We start from the raw sequence: 22726 nt of genomic DNA on the forward strand, positions 1-22726 counted from the left end.
CGACCACGTCCTCGTGGCCGGGCTCGAACCGCACCGGGCGGCTTCGGTGCGGGCGCCCAGGACGCCGATCTCGGACCACCGGCCCCTGGTGGTCGAACTGCCGCTGCAGGTCGGGCCCGCCCTCCCGTCGGGCGGGACTCCGGGCCCGACCGGTCAGCGGCCGGTCACCAGCGGGTCACCGGCGAGCGATGCCGCTCCTGACCGGGCGCGGTGACGACGACCGGCCCCGTGCTGGAGGGAACGGTGCCGGCCCGGACGGCGAGGCCGCCCGCGACGGCGTACATGGCCTCGTCGAAAGCCTGGCCGCCGGCCGGCGCCCTGCCGACCGCGAAGACGGCCACGGCCCGGCCGTTGAGGACGGACGCGGAGAGGTAGTCACCGACCATGCCGCCCCCGCTCGTGGCGGCGATCCGGGACAGCGCCATCGGGCCGGCGACGGTCCGCGGCGTGCTCCAGGTGGTGCCCCCGTTGGTGGAGGAGACGAAGCCGACCTCCAACTGGCAGGTGTCGGCGGTGCAGTCGGCGTTCGGGTAGAAGTAGTAGTACAGCCCGAGCCCGGCGGTGCGACCGGAGGTGGTGCGGTCGACGCCGAGGCCGGGGATGAAGTGGTCGACACCGCTGGTGGTGGGGTCGATCGGCACCCGCGTCACGGCGGACCAGGTGGTGCCGTCGGCCGAGCTCGCGTAGACGATGTCGTTGGCCGCGCAGCCGGCCCGGAAGCGGCAGTCCTGCCAGGCGACGTAGACCCTCCCGTCGGCGTCGATCTCCGCCGAGGGCAGGCCCTCACCGTCGCGCAGCCCGCCCGCGACCTCGTGCGCGACGACGTCGGCGACCAGGGCCGTGGAGCTCCAGGACCTTCCGCCGTCGGTGGAGGTGAAGGAGCGGATCGAGGTGGTGTCGGTCGAGAACGGGACCACGACCGTCCCGTCGGGCCGCACCAGCGGTTGGCCGCCGAGGCCCAGGTTGACGCCGGACGGGCCGGTCGGGGCGGACCAGGTGACGCCGCCGTCCCGGGAGGCCGACATGACCATCAGGTTGTCGGAGGAGGGGATGTCGACCTCGATGTAGCAGGTGCCGAAGTACGGGCTGGTCGGAGTGTTGTCGCAGACGATCCACTCCTTGTCGTAGGCCTGGCCGTCGTGCCCGACCGCCCGCACCGGGTCCTGCCAGTGCAGGCCGTCGGCGGAGCGGCTGACGGTCACACCCACCGGGTTGCGCCCCGAGTCGATGACCAGGCCGGCCACCATCCAGGTGCCGTGCCTGGCGTCGTAGGCGACCGAGGGGTCCGACGCGCGGGCCCAACTGCCGCCGCCCTGGTGGGTGGTGAGGCCGGGCAGCATGCCCTGCTGCCAGCTGATGCCGCCGTCCAGTGAGGTGCTCCAGCCGAGACCGGCCGCCCCGCCGTCGGTGAACCGGCCCACCTGGGCGGCGGAGACGACCGCACCGCCGAAGGCGAAGGTGTCGGGCTCCACCTCGGTGGCGTACTGGCTGCCGGCGCCGGTGAACGGGTCACTGCTCACCCGGACCAGGCCCGGTCCACTGCCGTCGACGGTCAGGATGGGGGCGTCCGTGCCGGTGGCCGGGGTTCCGGCACCGGTCACGGTGATCGGATGGGTGCCGGACGTGGCGTCACCGGCGAGACGGGACGGCGGGGCGGACGCACCGGCCGGGCTCGCGTTCCAGGCCGCGCCGGCCAGGACGAGGGCGGCCGCGGCGACGGCGGCGAACGGCCGGCGCCAGGGTGTGGGGGTGCGCGGATGCTTCATCCGAAGCTCCTTCGCGTGCGGGGTGGTACGGACGACCCGGCGGGTGCGGCGAACCGCACCTCGTGGTCCTTGCCCTCGCCCCGGTGCTCGGGCTCGGGCGCGATGACGGCGGCAGCCGCCGGACCCTCAGCGAGGTGGGGGTGTCGTGAAGGCCGGCGGCGCGGGAGGCGGCGGACCGCGCGAGCGCGGCGAGCCGTCCTCTTCTCAGGGGGAACGTGACACGGAACGTCCCTTCGACCGCCGGGGATCCCGGCAGGCGAAAGGGTGAAGGGCGCTCACACGGAGGTGCACACGTGTTCGCAAATCGGAGTGTGAGCCGGATCATGACATCGCACAAGGTGTACGACCGAAACTCGCGGAACGACGGCTCCGGCGTTTAATCCCTTGCGGGGACAGGGAATTGAGCAGGAACACGAGCCCTCGCGTCCACGCCCGTGCCCGTGTCCGTGCCCGTGTCCGCCGGGGCGCGACCGCAGTGGAAGACCCAGGAGATCCGGGGACGGGAAGGCGGTCGACGCACAGCCGCGAGCCTCGGCGCGACAGGTGCCGGTCGTACCGCCGGTGGATGTCAGCGGGCTCTGCCAGGATGTCGACGTGCCCGACTACGACCTGACCCGCCTCGGGTCCCGCGCTTTCGAACAGATGGTGGTGGCTCTTTCCCGGAGGGTTCTCGGGCCTGGTGTCCAGGCTTTCGGAGACGGACCCGACGGTGGCCGGGAAGCGACCTTCGAGGGAACGATCCGCTGGTCGGCGACATCCTCCGGACTCGCTTCGACGATCGAGGACTGGACGGGCTTCACCGTTCTGCAGGCGAAGTTCCAGGTTAAGCCGAAGTCGAAGCCGCAGGCCGACGGGCTGTGGCTGCAGGAGGAGATCCGCAAGGAGATCGACGGCTGGGCCGATGCCGCCGCAAGGAACTCCCGGACCCGCCTCCCCGACTACCTGATCTTCGTCAGCAACGTCGAACTGTCCTCCTCCGCCCGAACCGGCGGGATCGACCGGCTCAACGCCTACGTGACGGGACGACTGGCGGACGTCGCACGATCCGGCGTCGGCCTGACGGTCAAGGGGTTCGTGATCTGGCACGCCGACCAGCTCAGGTCCATGCTGGACGCCGACGAGGACGTCCGACACGCGTTCCCGTCACTGCTCAGCGTGGCCGATGTGCTCTCCATGCTCGAACCCAGGACGACGGGCCCCGGCCTGCCGGCAACGGAACAGCCCGTCCCCGGAGGGCCCCCAGGGCCCCTGACGCGGTCCATCGACCGGATCACGGACCCGTTCGAGCTGGAGGTCCACCGCGCCATCGCCCCGTCGGCGGACGAGATCGTTCCCGCCCTGCCGGCCTACGTCGAGCGGGCGCACGACCTCGTTCTGGCCGAGGTCGCCGCGCGGGCGGCGGCCGGCAGCAGCAGCCTCGCCGTCCTGGTCGGTGACTCGTCGACGGGCAAGACCCGCTCCTGCTGGGAGCTGATCCACGGACTCCCGCCCGGCTGGCGTCTGTGGCACCCGATCTCGCCCAGTCCCGCCGAAGCGGGCCGAGGAATGGCTTCTGCGGCAGGCCGAGGCCGGGCACCCGTCGGCGCTGGCCCGCGCCGTCGAGCTCCTCGCGTCCCAAGGGATGGAGGAGAAGACCGAGCGTCTCCGGCGGTACGGGATCCAACCGGGCGGCCTCATCGCCACGCCATGGTCACCGCCGGTTCCGGACCTGGAGGATCTCGGCTGACGCAGCCTCCACGCGCCAGCCACTCCCGATGCTTCCGGGGCCTGCGCCTGCACGTGCTGTGCACCCTGCACGGCCTGCCCGTCGCCTTCGCGCTGACCGGCGCGATCTGGCACAACGACCACACCGGCCAGCCCGTCATGCGCTCCCTGACCGCCTACGACCACTGACCCTTCGCATCAATCATCCAGCTGGTGCTGGAAGAGTACTTCCGGATTGTTCGGCGAGGGGCCGTCCAGCAGCGGGCTGTGGATCCCCTTCAGCGTCCGGTCGAAGAACGCCGTCACGTACTCGCGGGTGATCACCACCCCGCGTTCCGGGGAGAGGGGCGGCGTCGGGAACCCGGCCTCCTCCAGAAGCAGGTCCAGGTCGCTGAAGCTGAAGTGGTCGGCGCCGGCGACCGCCAGCCACTTCTTGTAGCCGCCGAGGGCGGCCCAGGCCTGCCCCCAGTTGTCGCCGCCGGCCGAGAGGTTGTCGGCCGCACCCAGCATGAGGAACGGCCGGTTGATCTGGCCGGGCATCGGGGCCGGGTGGAAGGAGCCGTCCATGTTCACTCCGGCCCGTACTCGCGGGTCGGCGATCATCGTGGCGGCGGCCGCCGCTCCGCCGAGGGAGTGTCCGGCCATGCCGATCTCGTGCTTGTCGATGAGGTGTGCCAGGCGCCACGCGGTATTGCCGTGCGTCAACCGGTCGATCACGAAGGACACGTCCAGCGCACGGCTGGCGGCGACGGAGTCGAAGTCAAGCCCCGCCGGGCCATCGCAGATCGCGCACGGCGACGTCCGGCCGTTCGCCAGCGTCTCGCCGCTGTCCTCGTAGGTGTGGCCGACGAGCGCGACGACGTAGCCGTGACTGGCCAGGTCGGTCGCGAGCGAGGTGAGCGTCATGCGCGGGTCCTCGTACGCGGGTGAGAGGACCACCAGCGGATGCTTGCCGCTCTGCGGCCGCGCGCCGTCGAAGGCGTGCGTGGTGACGCTGGAAAGGTTCTGCGGGGTGACGCCGGAGCTCGCCGGCAGCTTCCGGCGCTGGAGGACTCCGGCGGCCTCGCCGAGGGTCATGTAGGGGGCCGGAGTCCCGGTCCCGGGGACGGCCGGGTAGACCATCGTGACGGTCAGTTGGCGGGGGCCGGATGACGGCACCCACGGGTCGGGACGGCTCGTGTCGGTGAGGTGGATGACGTCCTCGCCGGCGGCGTAGGGGCCGGTCGGCGCGGGGAGCGTGCCCTGGAAGGACCGCGGGGGCGCGGCGGCAGCTGTGGCGGCGGTCGCGTGCACGGTGGACGGCGGGGTCGTGGCGGCGAGTCCGGTGCCGGTCGCGGCCACTGATGCGGCGAGACCCAGGATTGCGACAGCGCTGATACGGCGCTTGCGGTTCGAGGTGGTTTTCACGGGCACGATCCTGCCCGGCCCCGCCCTGACGCTCGATCATGCGGGCTTCCGTCTTGAGGGTGGTACTGGTTACACCCTGGGATCCCCAGCGGCGCGAGGTTCGGGGATCCGCTCCTCGCCCCGAACCGGGAACCTCTCTCCCGTCTTGTGCTCCCGAGTACGATCTTCTGACCAGACCGGTAGAGCCCCACCGCCCCACCGCTCCGCCGGACTTCGCCGGTTCGGCATGCCCGGCCGGGTCGGAGACGAGCCCCCTCTGGAGCGGAGCAGATGACCTCACCCGAGACCTTCCCGGCCTACTACTCCTCCCTCGGCGCCGCCGCACCCACCCCGGGCGGCCCGGCGTCGGTGCCGCCCTGGCTGGCGCAGGTGTCGGAGGTGCTGTTCGACGGCATGGACGCCGAGGCGGCGAGGGCCTGGGCACGCCGGGTGCACCGGGAGTTGGAGCGGTTGAGCGGCCGGGTGCCCTTCAGCGTGGTCCATGACTGGTACTGCTCCGCCGTCGGCCCGATGCTGGCCGAGGCCGGTGCACGGCGCGGCGGGTCCGCCGCGCAGCAGCACGTGCCGGCCTTGCACGCGGACGCCCTGGCCGGCGGTCGGATCGACGAGGGCACGTGGCGCGGGGCTCTCGAACCGGAGCTGCGGGAGCTCTTCCACCACGCCTACCCGTACGCCGAGGCCTACGCCACCTCCGCTGCCGCCGCCGGCTCCTACGCGCTCGCGAACGGCTACGACGCGGCCGAGGCCGCCCGGTACGGCGAGACCTACGCGGAGCTCAACACCGCGGCCAACGTGCGGGCCCATGCCGACGCGAACGCCCTGGCCAACGCGGCCGCCCTGGCGGCCGCGTACGCGGCGGCGGACCCGGACGCCTACGCGGCGACCTGTCCCGCCGCCCGGGTCCGCGCGGTGGTGCGGGTGCATGCCGACCCGCAGGACGAGCACGGCGAGCACGCCGCCTGGGCACGGCTGGCCGACGGCCTGGCCGTCTGCCTGGCCCGCGCGGGCGCGGCCTGATCCGGCCCCGGACCGGACCTGAGCCGGCGCCCGGTCAGGGTCCGGGTCCAGGTCCGGGGCCGGGTCCAGGTCCGGGACCGCATCGGGGACCGCATCCGGGTCCGCGTCCGCGTCCGGCTCAGCCCTTGAGCGGCCCCCCGTTGATGGCGACCCGGCGGCCGTAGCGGGTGTGCGGGTGGTAGTCGTACGTGGCGTGGTGCTGGACGCAGCGGTTGTCCCAGAACACCAGCGTGTTGGGGCTCCAGCGGATGCGGCAGGTCAGCATGGGCCGCTGGGCGGGCAGCGCGCAGAGCAGGTCGAGCAGGGCGCGGCTCTCGTCGGGCGACAGCTGGGGGATGCGCGCGGTGTAGGCCTTGTTGACGTAGAGGATCCTGCGGTCGGTGTCGGGGTGCCGCACCACCAGGGGGTGCTCGTTCTTGGGTATCACGTACCCCTCCGGCGGGGTGTAGCCCTGGAAGGCGACGAGGCCGTCGTGTACCGCGGTGAGGCCGTCGAGCAGCCCGCGCATCGTCGGGGACAGCATCTCGTACGCCAGGTGCATGTTGGCGAACAGGGTGTCGCCTCCGCTGCCCGGTTCCGGCACGCGGGTGATGTAGAGCATCGACCCGAGCGAGGGTTCGGCGTCGGCGGTGCCGTCGGCGTGCCAGCCGTTGCCGGCGACGTTGTCCGCCTCGGCGCCGGTGCTGATCTCCAGGATGTACGGATCCGCGTCGACCGGGGGCGGGTTGACCGGGCGCAGTTCGCCGAAGTGCCCGGCGAAGCGCTTGTGGTCCTCGTCCGTCAGCTGCTGGTCGCGGAAGACGAGGACATGGTGGTCGAGGAACGCCTGCTTCACCTCGGCCAGTTGGTCGTCCGACAGCTCCTTCGAGAGGTTGACGCCGGAGACCTCGGCGCCGATCACCGGGGTGACCGCGTCCACCGTGATGGTCCGGTACTCCTTGGCGGGCCTGGTGGTGACGGCCCTGACGGCGTCCAGCTCGTACTGCTCCATGACCTGCTCCTGTGGTGGGGGGATTCGGTGTCGTCACAGCCCGCGGGCCAGCAGGTCCGCGAGGACCAGCCGGCCGAAGGCCAGGTTGCCGTGGATGGAGTCGTCGGCCTCGCAGAACTCGGGGCGCTGGAAGCCGTCCGGTCCGGTGGTCCGGGCCCGGAGGTCGACGAGTTCGACGCCGAGCGCGTCGAGCGCGCTGCGGACCGCCTCCTGCGCGGCCGTGAACACCTCCGGGTCGGACTGCTCCGGTACGCGCTGCGGCGGCAGCACGGCCAGCACGCGCAGGCCGAGGCCGAGGGCGTGGCGGTAGAAGGCCAGCGCGTCGCGGACGGTGGCGCGCACGATGGCGTCGAACAGCGGCCCGGTGAGGAAGCCGGGGGCGAAACCGCCGTCGCGGTCGCGGTAGAGGTGCCAGTTCTCCCGGGTGGCGACGAAGTGCGAGCTGAGGCCGAAGGTGCACACCAGCGGGACGGCGAGGCTTCCGAGGCCGTCCACGTCCAGGTCGGCCAGGAAGCCCCGGTAGTACGCGTCGGCCTCGGCCTTGTGGAACACCACGTCACGCTCGCGCGGTGCGAAGAAGTCGTCGGTGAACTCGCGTCCGGCGCCGATCGGGCCGCCCTGGAAGGGGATCCGGGCGGCCTTCGCGGCTCGTCCGATCGGGCCGGCGTGCGAGTCGCCGAGCAGCAGGAACCTAGCGGGGGCGGTAGTAGTCGAGGACGGCGTCGTCACAGGTGTCCACCCCCTTCGGCTCGGCGACCGGCGTTCCGCTCCGGACCGGTCGCGGGTCCGGAGCGGTCCGCGACAGCCCGGCCATGAAGTGGCGCATGACGAACTCGACGCCCTCGGAGGTCACTTCACGCAGGTTCGGCGCGTAGAACCCGCTGCGGAACGGGAGGCCGGTGATGAGTTCGTACGCCGGGAAGTAGTCGACGTCGTCGAGCTCCTGGGTCAGCTGCCCGGCCACCGTCCGCAGCAGCGACTTGGAGTAGGTGTTGGCGACGAGCGCGTGGCCGCCGGTCGCCGTGGCGGTCAGCGGGTGCGGTGAGACGGTCAGCAGGACCCGCAGCCGCGGGTTGGCCTCGCGCGCCAGGGCCACGGCGTCCGCCAGGTCGCGGCGGACCTCGTCGAAGGTGAACTGGTGGAAGACGTGGCGGTCCGGGTCGAAGGTGCCGCGCACGGTGCCGGGGCAGGACGGGAGGACGGTGCCGGTCGCGCGGTCCCGCCACGCCTCGGTCAGCCCCATGGTGAAGACCAGGCAGCCGGCTTCCGTGACGGCCTCGCGGATGGCGGCGAGGGTCGTCTCCCGGGCCGCCAGCATCTCCTCGGGCGAGGCGTGGCCGCCGGGTTCGACGGACGGACGGACGGGGTCGTGGTACCTGCCGTCCTCCGGCCACGCCTCGGTGGGCGCGGCCGTGTGGCCGAAGGCCCAGGAGAGCCACTGCCGGAGCACGGCAGCGGTGTAGATGTTCCCGGTGCGGAACGAGAACACCCCGTAGTGGCGGGCCCTGCGCTCCTCCTCGGTCAGCCCGGGCGGGGCCGGCTCCGCGTCGCACCAGTTCATGCCCCGCTCCAGCAGGGCGCGGCCGATGTGCGCGGCGAAGCAGGACCCTGCGGTGAGGACCGGCTCGTCCTGCCCGATCGCGAACGCGGGCGTCCACAGGTCGTCGATGGCGAGCGGGTCCGGCTCGGCCACGGCGGAGCGCCAGAACGAGCGCGCCGGTAGTGACTGGTAGGGGTTCACGAGGGTGGTCTCCGATGGTCGGACGGCGGCGGAGGTCGGACGTGGCGTCGGTGCAGGACGGCCGAGGGACTGGGTCGGACGGGGCGTCGGTGCGGGCGGCCGAAGGGCTGGGTCGGACCGGGCGGGGGCGGCGTGGACGGGGGCGGCGCGGGATCACCTCCGGGGGCGGTCGGCGCGCTCCCCCGGCGGGTCCTCGGACGCCGCGGCGATCGCCGCCGCCACCGCCTGCACATGGGGCGGGCGGACGATGCCGTAGTGCGTCGTGTCGAGCCGGTGCCAGGTGCTGGGTTCCGGGAGGTACGGGCGCCACCGCTCCCGCTGCCGCTCCGGTGACCCCGGCGAGGGCAGGCCCGCCACCGGCCGCTCGGCCAGCCACAGCTGGCTGGGCGTGGCGCTCAGCAGCGGCATCCGGTACTCGGCCATGCTCCGCAGGTTGGCCCGGCAGCACCGGACCAGGCGTTCGGCGTAGCCGTGGGCCACGGGACCGCCCGACCCGGACCCGCCCTGGCCGAGCTCGTGCGCGAACACCGCCTGGAGCTGGGTGTCGTCGTACTCCTGGAAGAGCGGGCCGGAGCCTGGCGGCGGCGGATCGATCAGGTGGACGCCGTGCACCGGCCGGCCGATCGCCTCCGCCTCCGCGGCCATCCCCATCACCGCCCAGGCGCCGAAGGACCAACCGGCCAGGTGCAGCCGCCGGGTGTCGTCCGCGAGATGCGCTCGCAGGGCCGCGGCGTAGCGGCGTGCCCGCTCGGCCAGCGTCCAGTCCGCGGTCCCGGGCCGTTCCAGCGCGGGATCGGCGATCAGACAGACGGTCAGCCGGGGGCCCAGGGCCGACACCAGGGACCGGTAGGCCTGGATGTCGCCGCCGACCGGGTGCACCAGGCAGAGCACGTCGGGTCCGGTGCCCTGCTGCCAGGTCTCCACTACCACCCCCTCCGTACCGACGGCCGTCGCGGACGTCGCCTCGGAGAGCCGGGTCAGGATCTCGGCGAGGGAGACCCGATGGCTGAACCGCGTCAGTTCCAGCTCCACATCGAAGTGACGTTTCACCACGCCGATCAGGTCGAGCAGGGTGAGCGAGTCGACGCCCAGGTCGTAGAGCGGGGCGGCGGGATCGATGTGGTCGAGGTCCAGCCAGTCGCACAGCCAGTCGTGGAGCAGGGCGGCCGCACTCCCGTCTGCCGCGTCGGTCTCCACGGTGCCTCCGACGGACACCGGCACGGTCCCGCCGGTCCCGCCGGGCACGACAGGCACGACAGGCACGACAGGCAAGGCGGGACCGGCGGGCCCAGCGGCCACGGCAGGAGCCGACGACACGAGGGCCCGGGCGCCGGGGAGCGCCGAGTAGAACACACGGGATGCGTGGAGGTCCGTGGTGGAGACCAGCACCTGCGGCAGCTGCAGTCCCATGGCCCGCGCGAACACCCGCTTGCCCTCGGCCACCGTCAGCCCGACCGACAGGTGTGCCCGGTGGCGTGCGTCGGCCCGCGGCGCGCGCAGCGCCATGCCGGTCTCGCTCCACACGTCCCAGTTCACGCCGAGCCGCACCGTGGTCTCGGCGTCGCCGGACCGGTACTGGGCGAAGCCGTCGAGCAGGCTGTTGGCGGCCGCGTAGTCGAACTGGCCGACGCCGCCGAGCTCCGCCGACATCGACGAGCAGTAGACCGCCACCGACGGCCGGTAGCGCTCGATCACCTGCTCGACCAGCAGGGCGCCGTGCAGCTTGGCAGCGGAAGCACGCGCCGCCGCCCCGGCGTCGCGCCGGGCGATCAGGGCGCCGCTCGCCACCCCGACGGCGTGGATCACACCGTCGAGACGGTCGGTGCGACGGCCGACAAGGGCCATGACCTCCTCGGGCGCCGACTCGGCGAGATCGGCTTCGACCAGCTCGACCCGGTCGGCCCAGGGCGTCAGTTCCTCCGGCAGCCGCGGGCTCCTGGCCAGCAGCAGGACCCGGGCGGCGCCGTTCTCCAGCAGCCAGGCGGCGATGCCGCGGCCGATCCCTCCGGTGCCGCCCAGGACCAGGTGCACGCCCCGGTCGGGCAGCCCGACGGGGCCCGGGCCGGCCGCGGACACCGGCAGCGTGACCTGCTCCCACCAGTGGCCGCGGCGCAGGGCCAGCCGGCGCGGGAGGGCGGGCGCGTCCGCCGCGGTCGCGGCGTCGGCCTCGGCCAGCAGCGCCGCCAGCGGTGCGGCCCAGTGGGCGGGCTCCGCGCCGGGAAGGTCGACCCAGCGCCCCGCCTCGGCTCCCTCCTGGGGTGCCACCTCGACGGCACCCGCCAGCAGCCCCGCCTCCGGCCGCCCCACCGGGCCGTCCACCGGCCTCGCCCGGTACGACAGCCACCACGGCCTCAGCCGGAGTGGCCCATCGGCCTCGGCCATGGCCCGCACCAGCGCGGCCGGCGTGTCCAGACAGGCCCAGCGGGCCCGGGCCAAGCTGTCCCGGCCGACCGGGCCGCCGATCCCCAGCGGCAGCGCGTGCAACCAGTCGATGCCGTGCTCGCCCGCACCCGTACCCGCCAGCGCGTCGAGGAGCCGACCGAGCGAGGCGGGATCGGCCGGGTCGACCTCGTAGACGTCGTCGCCCCGCCGGGCGAACGCCTCGCCGCCGCGCACCCGCACCACCCGGGCGTAGGCGGCCTCGAAGGCGCGGACCGCCTCCGGGGGCGCCGGTCCGTCCGTGAGCAGCACCAGCAGCCGGGAGGTGCGCGCACCGACCACCGAGCCCGCTCGGCGCAGCCGGGCCCAGTGCGGCTGGTGCAGCCAGGCGTCCTCCGGAAGGCGCCGCGGGACCTCGGCGGCGGCCGGCCCGGCCGGAACCGGGACCGGCTCCGGGGCAGGGGCCGACTCCGGGGCAGGGGCCGGGGCCGCCGTGGCGCGTGGGAAGTCGAATTCCGCCAGCTCGAAGGCGGGCGGCGGGAAGTCCCACGGGGCCTGGGCCGGGCCGGCGGGCCAGTCGATCCGCTCGCCGGACAGCCAGGCCGCGGCCGCCTGCTCGGCGGTGAGACCTTCGCTCGGGACCGGAGCCCCGGTACGGGCCTCCCCCGCTCCCGCGTCCGTGATCCGGCCCGCGCCGCGCAGCCAGGCCACGGCGGCGGATGCGTCGGGGCAGACCGCCGCCAGCCGTCGGCGACGAGCGGGACGGCCCGCCTGGAGGTGGCGCAGCACCTGCGGATAGGCGGCGGGCCGGGCCTCCAGGTAGTCCGCGATCCGGGCGGCGTCGGCGCGCAGGCCCGCTTCGCTGCTGCTGGACAGCAGCAGGCAGGGCGGCACGGAGGTGTCCGGTCCCGGCCGGTCGGTGCCCGGTGCCGCTTCGCCCGCCGTCGGTCCCGCGCCGCCCGTCAGTCCCGTTCCGCCGGCCGGAACCGCTCCGCCCGTCGTCCCGGGGGTCGACCGGTCGGCCTCCAGGACCGCGTGGGCGTTGGTGCCGCCGATCCCGAAGCTGCTCACCGCCGCGATCCGCTCCCGGTCCGCGGGCCAGGGCCGGGCCTCGGTGGGGATGTAGAAGGGCGTGGGGTCGGCGCCGAGCTGCGGATTGAGGGCGCGGAAGCCGATGTTGGGCGGGATCACGCCGTGGTGGACGGCGAGCGCGGCCCGGACCAGCCCGACCACGCCGGCCGCCGCGCCCAGGTGTCCTATCTGGCTCTTGACCGAGGTCAGCGCGCAGTGCCCGGACCGGTCCAGGTCGTAGGCCTGGCGCAGCGCGCCGACCTCGACCGGGTCGCCGAGCCGGGTGGCGGTGCCATGGGCCTCGATGTAGCCGAGGTCGGCGCCGATGCGACCGCTGCGGCGCAGGGCGGCGCGGATCACCTCGCGTTGCCCGGCGAGCGAGGGGGCGCTGTAACTCAGCTTGTCGGAGCCGTCGTTGTTCAAGGCCGTGCCGGTGATCAGGGCGTAGACGGTGTCGCCGTCGCGTCGCGCCAGCCGGAGCGGCTTGAGCACCACCATGCCGACGCCGCTCGCGCCGATGGTGCCGCCGGCGTCGTCGCTGAAGGGCCGGCAGCGGCCGTCCACGGAGAAGATGTGCTGCGGCTGGTAGCGGTATCCACCGGTGAGGGTCGGGTCGACCAGGACTCCGCCCGCCAGCATCACCTCGGCATCGCCCTGGCGCAGCATCCCGGCGGCGACGTGGACGGCCACCAGCGAACTGGCGCAGGCCGCCTGGGTGGTGAAGGCGGGGCCGGTCAGCCCCAGGTGGTAGGCCGCCTTGGTGGCGAGGAAGTCCTTGTCGTGGTGCAGGGCCAACTGGAAGCCGTCGGGCAGGCGTTCGGGGTCGGCCTCGCGGAGCATGGACTGGAAGTAGGTGCTCTCACCGGCTCCGGCGACCAGGCCGACGCGAAGACGCGACGGGTCGGCGATCCCGGCGTGTGCCAGTGCCTCGACACAGCTCATCAGCAGGTGCCGTTGCTGGGGGTCCATCAGCCGGGCCTCCTGCCGGCTGATGCCGAAGTGGTCCGGGTCGAACTCCAGTGGGCCGTCCAGCTGGCTGCGCGCCCCGACCAGGCCGTCGGCGGCGTCGAAGTGCTCGATGCCGGTACCGCCCGTGGTGACCATCCGCCAGAACGCGGCGAGATCGGAGGCGCCGGGCAGCCGTACCGCCATGCCGACGACCGCGATCGGCTCGTCCAGCGCCATCGGGCCGTCCGACGCGATCAGACCGGCGGCTTCGGCCGGTTCGGCAGCGGTGGCGACGTGTGGGGCCCGTTCCTCCGTGGCCGTCGCCGACCGGTCCAGGAAGCCGGCCAGTGCCCGTACGGTGACGTGCTCGAACAGGTCGGCGACGGTGAAGCGCAAGTCCGCCTCGGTGGTGCAGCGGAGCTGGAATCGCATCAGGCCCAGGCTGGAGGCTCCGGCGTCGAAGAAGGTCTGCCCCGGGTCGATCGCCAGGCCGGTGACCTCCTCGAACACCTCGGTCAGCAGGGCTTCGCGCGCCGACAGGCCGGTGCGCGAAGCCGTCGGCCCGCGCAGGTCCCGCCCGGCGGAGCGCAGCGCGCCCCGGCGGTCCAGCTTGCCGCTCGGGGTCCTGGGCAGCTCCCCCACCACCCGGAAGCGGGCGATCCGGACGTGGCCGGGCAGGAGCGGCGCCAGATGCGCGCTGAGGTCCTCGGCCGTGGGCGCCTCGCCACGGCACTGCAGGCAGGCCACCAGCTCCTCACCGTCGCGGACCACCACCGCGTTGACGACCTCCGGGTGCCGCAGCAGGGCCGCCTCGACCTGTCCCAGTTCCAGCCGGTGTCCGCTCAGCTTGATCTGGTCGTCGTCCCGGCCCAGGAAGTGCAGCCGGCCCTGGTGGTCGAAGCGGGCGCGGTCGCCGCTGCGGTAGCACAGGCCGAGGCCGGGCAGGTCGACGAAGCGCGCGTCGTTGAGCGCCCGGTCTCCCAGGTAGCAGCGCGCCACCATGGTGCCGCCGATCAGCAGGGTGCCGGCGCGGCCGGGGGGAACGGCCTCGTCGGCCTCGTCGACCACCGTGAGCACCGCGTTGGCCACCGGCCGGCCGATGGCGGGACGCTCCGGCCACCCGGTCGGATCGCCGTCCAGGCAGAGGCTGCTCACCACGTGCGTCTCGGTCGGGCCGTAGTGGTTGAACAGCCGCGCGCCCGGCAGGCCCGCGAACCAGCGACGGATCGCCTCGGTGCACACCAGTTGCTCGCCGGCGGTGACCACCTCCCGCAGCCGCGAGGGGTAGCGGCCCAGGTGGACCGCGTGCTCGGCGAGGAGCTGGAGTGCCACGTAGGGCATGAACACGCGCTCCACACCGGCCGTCTCCAGCTGCTCCAGCAGCGCGGGCGCGTCCTGCCGCCAGCCGGGCCGGACCAGGTGCAGGCGGCCGCCGGCGCAGAGCGTCCCGAAGACCTCCTGGAAGGACACGTCGAAGGAGAGCATGGAGAACTGCTGGGTGACCGCCGGACCCGCCAGTCCTCCCGACTCCGCCTGCCACTGCAGCAGGTTGGCCAGGGTGCGGTCGGAGACCTGCACGCCCTTGGGGACGCCGGTGGAGCCCGAGGTGAAGAGGGTGTAGAGCGGTCGGGCGCCGCTGTGCGCCGGGGCGGCGGCGGGTACGGGCGCCGGGGCGGCGGGTGACAGCACCACCGGGTGGCGCGCGAGGCGGCCCGGGTCGACGGCGTCGAACTCCGGGTCACCGCCCGGGGGCAGCAGCACGCACAGCGGCTCCACCTGGTCCAGCACCTGCCGGCGCAGGGCCGGTGGGTAGGACGGGTCGACCGGCACGATGGTCACGTTGAGCCGGGCCAGCGCCAGCAGCGCCACCACGTGCTCGACCGACGGTCCCAGGTGCAGCGCGACGCAGCACGGATCGTCGTCCCGCTCCGGCACGCGGTGGCGGGCCCGCAGCTCGGCGGCGAGCGCCGCCGCGTGGGCGTCGAGTTCGGCGTAGCTCACCGACCGGCCGTCGGACACCAGGGCCGGGGCGTCGGGCGTGCGGGCGACCTGCCGGGCGAAGCCCTCGGCCACCGTCGTCCAGGTCGGCACGGTCGAGGCGCCGCGACCGGGTTGCGGCAGTCCGCGGCGGTAGGGTGCCACGAGCTCGACCGGGGTCGCCGTCCCGCCGTCGGCGAGCAGGTCCAGACCCCGCCGGAACAGGCCCGCCATCGCCGCCACCTCGTCGGCGTCGAAGCGGTCGTCGGCGTACTCCCACAGGCAGTCGAGACCGCCCGCGTGCTCGACCACGGACAGCGTCATCGGGCACTTGGCCTCGGCCGGCGCCCACCACAGCGGGCGGGAGGCGCAGCCGGGCAGGGCCAGGGCACCGAAGTCGGTGTTCTCCAGGACGAACAGGTAGTCGAACGGGGAGTGGCCGCCGGCCGGCTCCCGATCGGCCAGGACGTCGGCCAGCGCGACCTCCTGACGGTCCAGCACCTGCCGGGCTCCGGCACTCAGGCGCAGCAGCTGGCCGCGCAGATCCTCGCGGGGCGCGACGGCCTGCGGCAGCAGCACGGTGTTGGCGAACATGCCGACGCTGCCCTCGAACTCCTGGACCGGCCGGTTGGCCACCGGAGCGGCGATCCGCGGCCTGGTCCCGCCGGTCACCCCGTACAGGCTCCAGGCGAAGACACCGAGCAGCAACTCGAAGCGGGTGATGCCCAGTTCGGCGCAGATCCGGTCCACGGCGGCGCGCCGAACGACGTCCAGCGAGGTGTGCAGCAGGCGGGCCGCCGGGAAGGGCACGGCACCGGACGGGCCGCCGGGGTCGTGGTCCGCCGCCTCGTCCGACCGGTCGTAGTGGGCCCGCAGTTCGGCCCGCTGGGCCAGGTAGGCGGGGCTGGCGAACCAGTCGCTCTGCCAGGCGGCGTAGTCCAGCGGGGTGGGCACCGGGGCGGTGTCCGTCCGCCGCGAGGCCTCGTCGGCGGCGCCGTCGTGCGCGTGCCGGTAGCCGGAGGACAGGTCCTCCAGCAGGACGTTGAGCGACCAGCCGTCGACCGCGATGTGGTGCAGATGGAGCAGCAACTCCCCTCCGCCGTCCTGCGGCAGCCAGCGGGCGCGCAGCATCCGGGGGCGTGCCAGGTCGAACGGCACGGCGAAGAAACGTTCCGCCTCGGCGCGCGCGCCATTCTCGCCGTCGCTGTCGACAGCGCCGACGACGGCGCCTTCGACAGCGACGCCTGGGCCCACCGCCTCCGGGCCGGGTTCGGTCCACGGGTCGTACGGGTCCCCGACCAGCTGGCGCAGGCCCTCGGGCGCGGCCGCGAAGGCGGTGCGCAGCGCCGCGTGGCGCCGCACCAGGCCCCGCAGGGAAGCACGCAACGCATCGGTGTCGACGGCGCCTTCCAGGCGGAAGGCCAGCTCCACCGCATAGGCCCGGGAGCGCGGCGCCCGCTGCTGCAGCAGCCACAGGCGCTGCTGCTCGCTGGTGGCGGACGCCGAGCGTGCCCGGGTGGGAGCGGGAGGCACCGGGTACGGCGAGTCGGCGGCGGATCCGGCTTCCGCCACGGCCCGGGCGATCCCGGCCACGTCCCCGGTCAGCACGCGGGCCTGGGGCAGTTCGCAGCCCCAGCGCCGACGCGCCTCGAAGCGCAGCCGCAGCGCCTTGAGCGAGTCGCCGCCGGAGGCGATCCAGCGGTCGTCCAGCCGCAGGTCCGGCACCCCGAGCACCTCGGCGGCCAGGGCGAGCACCTCACGCTGCCGCGCGGTGGCGACCGTGGCACCCGGACGGTCACCCTCCGGACGGCGCCAGGGCGGATCGTTGCGGCGCAGCAGGGCCGCCTGGTCGACCTTGCCGTTGGCGTTCAGCGGGAGCGCGTCCACGAGGTGGATGTGATGGGGCCTCATGTACCCCGGCAGTCCGGCCGCCAGATGGCGGTCGAACTCCTCGAACGGGACGTCCTCCCCGAGCACGACGTACGCCAGCAGCTCGTTCGGGCCGTGCTCCCCGACCCTGCGGGTGCAGACGTACGCCTGCCGCACCGCCGGGTGCGTGACGATCTGCCGCTCCAGCTCGCCGGGTTCGATCCGGAAGCCCCGGACCTTCACCTGGCGGTCGGCCCGTCCGACGTACTCGATCAGGCCGTCGGCGTCGGCGCGCACCAGGTCGCCGGTGCGGTAGTGCGTCGTGCGGCCGTCGTCGTACCAGGGCAGCCGGACGAACCGGCGCTCCGTCTCCTCGGGCAGGTTGCGGTAGCCGGCCGCGAGCCCGGCGCCGGACAGGTGGAGTTCGGCCACCTCCCCGGGCGCCGCGGCCCGGTCGCCGTCCGGGACCACCAGCACGGCCCCGGTCTGCGGCAGCACCCGGCCGATCGGGACCAGGTCCCCGTCGAAGTCGCGCGGGATCGGGTGGCACAGGGCGAAGGTGGTGGCCTCGGTGGGGCCGTAGACGTTGTGCAGGCGGGTGGGGGCCTCCGCGTTGTGCCGGTACCAGCGGCGGATCAGCCGGGCGTTGAGCTGCTCGCCGCCGACCAGCAGCTGTCCGACCCCGGCGAAACAGGACGGCTCCGTGTCCACCACCGCGTTGAACAGGGCCACCGTGACGAAGGCCGTGTCGATGCGCTCCCGCAGCAGGGCGGCGGCCAGCCGGTGCGGGGTCTGGACGTCCTCGTCACCGAGGACGACGCAGCAGCCGCCGGTCAGCAGCGGCACCCAGACCTCGAAGCTGAGGGCGTCGAACGCCGGATTGGCCAGGCAGGCGTAGCGGGCTCCCTCCTCGATGCGGATGTACCCCGGGCGCGCCAGCCGCAGGATTCCGGCGTCCCGGACCTCGACGCCCTTGGGGCGGCCCGTGGTGCCCGAGGTGTAGAAGAGGAAGGAGACCGGTGCCCCGCCGAGGACCGCTTCCGGGTCGCCAGGTGGGGCCGCGAGCAGCGCCGCCGCCTCCAGCGGGCGCACCCGTCCCGGCAGGTCGTCAGGTGCCGTACCGCCGTGGACCAGTGCCACGCTGGACGAGTCCGTCAGGATGTGGCGCCGGCGTTCCGGCGGGCTCTGCGCGTCCAGCGGGACGACCAGGGCGCCGAGCCGCAGCACGCCCAGCATGACGCAGACCAGCTGCCAGGACCGCGGCAGGCAGACGGCCACCGCCTGACCGGGGCGGACACCGGCACGGCGCAGCCCGTGGGCCACCGCGGCGGCGGCGGTGTCGAGGGCCGTGTAGTCCAGCCGGACGGCGCCGTCGACCAGCGCGACGGCTCGGGGGGTGCGCAGGGCCTGCTCGTGCACGGCCCGCGCGAGGCCGGTGGCCGAGGACGTGACGGGGAGGGCGCTCTCGGCACGCATCAGGCCTCCACGACGGAGGCGGACGCGGCAGAGGCGCCGGACGCAGCAGCGGCACCGGACGCGCCGTACCCAGCGGACGCCTCGGACGGCTGTCCGGGCACGGGCACGGGCGCAGCCGGCGACGGCGACGGCGACGGCGACAACGGCGGGGAGTCCGGGAAGCGGTCCAGTTCGGCCGCGATCAGCTCCGCGATCCGGGGCACCGCCCCGCTCTCCAGCAGGTCCCAGTGGCCGCCGGCGACCGGCTCGACCAGCAGGCCGCCGCCGGCGCGCCGCTGCCAGAACGCGCGCACCTCCCGCGCCTGCCGCTCCTCCTCTTCCCCCGGCCCCTCGCCGGTGCCGTCCCCGGCGGCCTCGACCAGCACCAGCCGGGCCGGTGAGGACGGCGCCCGGTAGTCCCGGGCGGTCATCCGGTTGTGGTTGTAGATGCGGAAGTACCGGTCGACCTGCTCGTCCTCGATCCCCGGGTACATCCCGTTGAACCTGATGAGCTTGTCGCGGAAGTCGTCCATCGGCACGGGCTCGATCGAGGCGAGCTGTTCCGTGTCCTCGGTCCCGTGGGTGTCGAGCAGCACCACGCTGAGCCGGGTGTGCCCGGCCAGGGCCAGTCGGCGCCCCATCTCGTGGGCGACCAGGCCGCCGTAGGAGAGCCCGCACAGCACCAGCGTCTCCTCCGGCCGGGGGTCGACCAGCGACAGGTAGTGCTCGGCCATGGCCTCGACCGTGGCCAGCGGCGTCTCCCCGGGGTTGATCCCCGGCGACTGCACCCCGAGGACGCCGACCCGCTCCGGCAGCGCCGCGGCCAGCGACAGGTAGCAGAAGGCGGTGCCACCCGCCGGGTGGACGCAGACCACCCGCTGCCGTCCGTCCCCCCTGCGGAACTCGACCAGATTGCCGTCCGGTGCGCCCGACGCCCCCGCCCGGAGCCGTTCGGCCAGCGCCTCGATGGTCGGGTTCTGTACGAGGTCGCGGATCGGCAGGGTCTCGCCGAACTCCTCGCGGACGGCCACGGCCACCTTGATGGCGGATATCGAGGTGCCGCCCAGATCGAAGAAGTTGTCGGATATCCCGATGCCGGGGTGGAGCAGCACCCGTCGCCAGATGGTGTGCAGCGCCATCTCCACGTGGTCCCGCGGGCTCGCCGTGTTGACCCGCGTACGGGTCGCGGAGCGGGCCGTGTCCAGCAGCGCGGCGCGGTCCAGCTTGCCGCTGCGGTTGAGCGGCAGGTGCGGCAGTTCCACGAAGACGGCGGGGATCATGTAGTCCGGCAGCCGGGGCGCCAGGGCGGCACGCCACTCGTGTGCCGGGCACGGCTGGGCGTCGCCCCGGCCCAGGCCCGCCACCAGGCGCAGCTCGCCCGTGGCGTCGCGGTCGGCCAGCACCGCCGCCTCCCGCACGCCGGGAAGGGCCAGCAGCGCGGCCTCGACCTCCCCCGGCTCGATCCGGAAGCCGCGCAGCTTGACCTGGTCGTCGCCGCGGCCGAGGTACTGGGCGTTGCCGTCCGGGAGCCAACGGGCCAGGTCACCGGTGCGGTACAGGCGTTCGCCGGGCACGAAGGGGTCGTCGACGAAGCGCTCGGCGGTCAGGTCCGGACGGTGCAGGTAGCCCCGGGCCAGGCTCGCCCCGCCGAGGTAGACCTCGCCGGTCACCCCGGTCGGCACCGGACGCAGCCGCCGGTCGAGCAGGTGCAGGCGGGTGTTGTCCAGCGGGCGGCCGATCGGGCACGGCCGGTCCAGCGGCTGCGGGTCGGTGTAGGCGGTGCTGTACAGGGTGGCCTCGGTGGGCCCGTAGCCGTAGCAGACGTGCAGGCCGGGCAGCGCCTTTTCGACGCGGTGCAGCGTGAGCTCCGGGATGGGCTCCACCCCGGTGAGCAGCTGACGGAGCGCCAGCCCGGCCAGGCGCGCCGCCGCGTCCTCGCCGATCCACTTGACGTAGGACGGCGGCAGGAAGGCCTGCACGACGCGGTGCTCGCGCATCCAGCCCAGCAGTTCCTCCGGGTCGCCGCGCAGCTCGTCGGGGACCAGGTGCAGGACGGCGCCGGTGGTGAGCGGCAGCAGCAGCTCGTGGATCGAGGCGTCGAATCCGATGCTCGACCAGGCGGAGGCCGCCTCACCGGGGGTGGCCGCGAACCGCGCCTGCCAGGTGTCGAAGAGGTTGAGGACGCTGCCGTGGGTCACCGCCACGCCCTTGGGGCGGCCGGTGGAGCCGGAGGTGTGGATGACGTAGGCGAGCTGCGACGGCCCGACGGTGATCCCCGGTGCGTCCTCGCGCTCCGCCTCGGCGGCGACCGCCCGCACCGGCAGCCAGCCCGCGGGCGGGACGTCGGCGTCGCTCAGCACCAGGGCCGGCATCGCGCTCTCGACCATCGCGGCCAGCCGCTCGACCGGCTGCCCCGGGTCCAGCGGCAGGTAGGCGGCGCCCGCCTTGAGGATGCCGAGGACTCCCACCACCAGTTCGGTCGAGCGCCCGGAGTGCAGGCCGACGACCTGGTCCGGGCCGACGCCGCGGGCGATCAGCGCGTGCGCCAGCCGGTTGGCGCGGCGGTCGAGCTCGGCGTAGTCGAGCCGTTCCCCCTCCAGGACCAGGGCCGGGCCGCTGGGGCGGGTCCGGACCTGGGTCTGGAAGCGCTCGACCAGCCCTGCGGGGGTGGCGGGGGCGGGCCCTGCCGGCTCGTCGGCGCGGTCGTCCTGGCCGGTACGGTCGTCCTGGCCGGTGAGGTCGTCCTGGTCGGCACGCTCGGCACGGTCGTGCCGGTGGGCGCGGTCGGCGCCGCTCCACTCCGACAGCACCCGGCGACGCTCCTCCTCGTCCATCAGCTCCAGGTCGTCCACGCCCAGGTCGGGCCGGTCGACCAGCTGGGTCAGCACCCGGCGCAGGTAGCCCGCGTAGCGCTCGGCCGTCGGGTGGTCGAACAGCGCGACGGCGTAGTCCAGGTGCCCGGCCATCCGGCCGTCGTCCTCCTCCGCCAGCGACAGGGCCAGGTCGAACTTGGCCCCGGCGTAGGGGATCCCGAGCGGCTCGACGTCGATCCCGGGCAGGTCCAGCAGGCCGTTCCGGGAGGGCTGCCAGGCGAGCATGGTCTGGAACAGCGGTGTGTGGGCGGTGCTGCGCGGCGGGTTGACCAGCTCCACCACCTGCTCGAACGGCAGGTCCTGGTGCTTCAGGGCGGCCCGCAGCGCACCGCGCGCCTGCTTCAGCACGGCCGAGCCGGTCGGCGAGTCCGCCAGGTCGACCCGCACGGCCAGGGAGTTGACGAAGAATCCGATCAGGTCGGCGAAGGCGCCGCGGCGGCGGTTCGACGCCGGGACGCCGACGACGATGTCGGTCTGCCCCGTCAGCCGTGAAAGCACCACGGACCAGCCGGCCAGGACGGCCGTGAACAGGGTTCCGCCCTGCTGCCGCGCGAGCGACTTGAGGGCGGCGCCGAGCTCCCTGTCGATGGAGACCGCCACCCGGCCGCCGCGGTGGTCCTGCTCCGGCGGGCGGGGGCGGTCGGTGGGCAGTTCGAGCAGGGACGGCGCGCCCGCGAGGGCTTCCCTCCAGTACGCGGCCTGCACCACCGGTTCGTCGCCGGCCGACCACTCCCGCTGCCAGCGGCTGTAGTCGGCGTACTGCAGGGACAGCGGCGTCAGCGGGGAGTCCGCGCCGTCACGGAAGACCGTGTACAGCGTGCCGATTTCGCGCAGCATCACCTCCATCGACCAGCCGTCGAAGACCGCGTGGTGCAGGGTCAGCAGCAGGACGTGGTGCCGCTCGTCCAGGACGATCAGTCGGCCGCGCGCCAGCGGGCCGCGGCCCAGGTCGAAGGGCGTGTCGGCCTCCGCGCGTTGGAGGTCGGTGACGCGCGCCCCGGCGTCCGGGAGCCCGGTCAGGTCGTCCGTCACGAGGGTGTAGCCGGAGCCGGGCGGACCGATCAGCTGGCGCACACCGCCCGCGGTGGCGACCAGCCGGGTGCGCAGCACCTCGTGCCGGGAGACCAACGCGTCGAGCGCACGGGCGAGCACCGCCCGGTCCAGCGTTCCGCGCAGGGTGAAGGCCAGGGTCTCGTTGTACGCCGCCCCGTCGGCACCGTCCGGTTGTGACAGCACCCAGAGCCGCTCCTGCCCTGACGTCGGCTCCGGGAGCCCGCCCCCGACCTGCTCCGGGGACTCGGCCTCCCGCGCGGGACGCGCATCCGCCTGGCCGGTGATGGTGCCGTGGGTCCCGTGGGTCTCCTGCGTCTCCTGCGTCTCCGACAAGGCCAGACCTTTCCTGGGGCGGGTCAGTGCAGGGGTCGACGGCGCGACGGCGGTGCGTGAGGGCAGCGGCCGACGACCCCGGTGGGACGGACCTGATCGCCTGGATCGACACCCCGATCGGATCGCTTCGACCGCGCGTGGA

9 protein-coding genes are annotated in these 22726 nt (G+C 74.1%); 2 read left to right on the top strand and 7 right to left on the bottom strand.

All coding sequences use genetic code 11. The features are described 5' to 3' along the window. Positions 1-164: 164 nt before the first annotated feature. Positions 165-1766 (bottom strand): sialidase family protein, encoded by a 1602-nt coding sequence (locus tag ABZ449_RS04760; protein WP_360340175.1) that lies wholly within the window; start codon positions 1764-1766, stop codon positions 165-167. 594 nt (positions 1767-2360) lie between these two features. Between ABZ449_RS04760 and ABZ449_RS04765 the strand changes: the two genes are divergently transcribed. Next, a complete protein-coding gene (locus ABZ449_RS04765) occupies positions 2361-3659 on the top strand; it encodes a hypothetical protein (protein WP_360340178.1) in 1299 nt (432 codons plus the stop codon). A 9-nt stretch (positions 3660-3668) separates the two neighbouring features. Here ABZ449_RS04765 and ABZ449_RS04770 read toward each other — a convergent pair whose 3' ends face one another. Further along, on the bottom strand, positions 3669-4877 hold the full coding sequence (locus tag ABZ449_RS04770) for an alpha/beta hydrolase (RefSeq protein ID WP_360340181.1): 1209 nt from the start codon (positions 4875-4877) through the stop codon (positions 3669-3671). Between the two features lie 270 nt (positions 4878-5147). On the opposite strand from ABZ449_RS04770, the gene ABZ449_RS04775 reads away from it, so the two are divergent. Continuing rightward, a complete protein-coding gene (locus tag ABZ449_RS04775; protein ID WP_360340184.1) occupies positions 5148-5894 on the top strand; it encodes a SpcZ in 747 nt (248 codons plus the stop codon). Between the two features lie 118 nt (positions 5895-6012). Here ABZ449_RS04775 and ABZ449_RS04780 read toward each other — a convergent pair whose 3' ends face one another. From ABZ449_RS04780 to ABZ449_RS04800, 5 genes are all read right to left on the bottom strand, one after another. After that, entirely contained in the window at positions 6013-6885 is an 873-nt protein-coding gene (locus tag ABZ449_RS04780; protein ID WP_360340187.1) for a TauD/TfdA family dioxygenase, read from the bottom strand. 33 nt (positions 6886-6918) lie between these two features. Next, positions 6919-7614 (bottom strand): hypothetical protein, encoded by a 696-nt coding sequence (locus tag ABZ449_RS04785; RefSeq protein ID WP_360340190.1) that lies wholly within the window; start codon positions 7612-7614, stop codon positions 6919-6921. Next, positions 7577-8626: a GSCFA domain-containing protein gene (locus ABZ449_RS04790; protein WP_360340193.1), complete on the bottom strand. Its 1050-nt coding sequence runs from the start codon at positions 8624-8626 to the stop codon at positions 7577-7579. The genes ABZ449_RS04785 and ABZ449_RS04790 overlap by 38 nt, the downstream gene beginning before the upstream one ends. Before the next feature lie 153 nt (positions 8627-8779). After that, positions 8780-18346: an amino acid adenylation domain-containing protein gene (locus ABZ449_RS04795; protein ID WP_360340196.1), complete on the bottom strand. Its 9567-nt coding sequence runs from the start codon at positions 18344-18346 to the stop codon at positions 8780-8782. Then, the gene (locus ABZ449_RS04800; RefSeq protein WP_360340199.1) at positions 18346-22584 is read right to left on the bottom strand and encodes an amino acid adenylation domain-containing protein; all 4239 of its coding nucleotides are present in this window, start codon (positions 22582-22584) and stop codon (positions 18346-18348) included. The genes ABZ449_RS04795 and ABZ449_RS04800 overlap by 1 nt, the downstream gene beginning before the upstream one ends. Between the last annotated feature and the right edge of the window lie 142 nt (positions 22585-22726).

It is taken from the genome of Kitasatospora sp. NPDC005856 (assembly GCF_040629945.1).
Classification (GTDB): Bacteria; Actinomycetota; Actinomycetes; order Streptomycetales; family Streptomycetaceae; genus Kitasatospora.

Excerpts from the sequence above, each read along its gene's own strand:
- ABZ449_RS04780 (WP_360340187.1), bottom strand. The coding sequence starts at position 6,885 with ATGGAGCAGTACGAGCTGGACGCCGTCAGGGCCGTCACCACCAGGCCC.
- ABZ449_RS04775 (WP_360340184.1), top strand. The coding sequence starts at position 5,148 with ATGACCTCACCCGAGACCTTCCCGGCCTACTACTCCTCCCTCGGCGCC.
- ABZ449_RS04760 (WP_360340175.1), bottom strand. The coding sequence starts at position 1,766 with ATGAAGCATCCGCGCACCCCCACACCCTGGCGCCGGCCGTTCGCCGCC.
- ABZ449_RS04795 (WP_360340196.1), bottom strand. The coding sequence starts at position 18,346 with ATGCGTGCCGAGAGCGCCCTCCCCGTCACGTCCTCGGCCACCGGCCTC.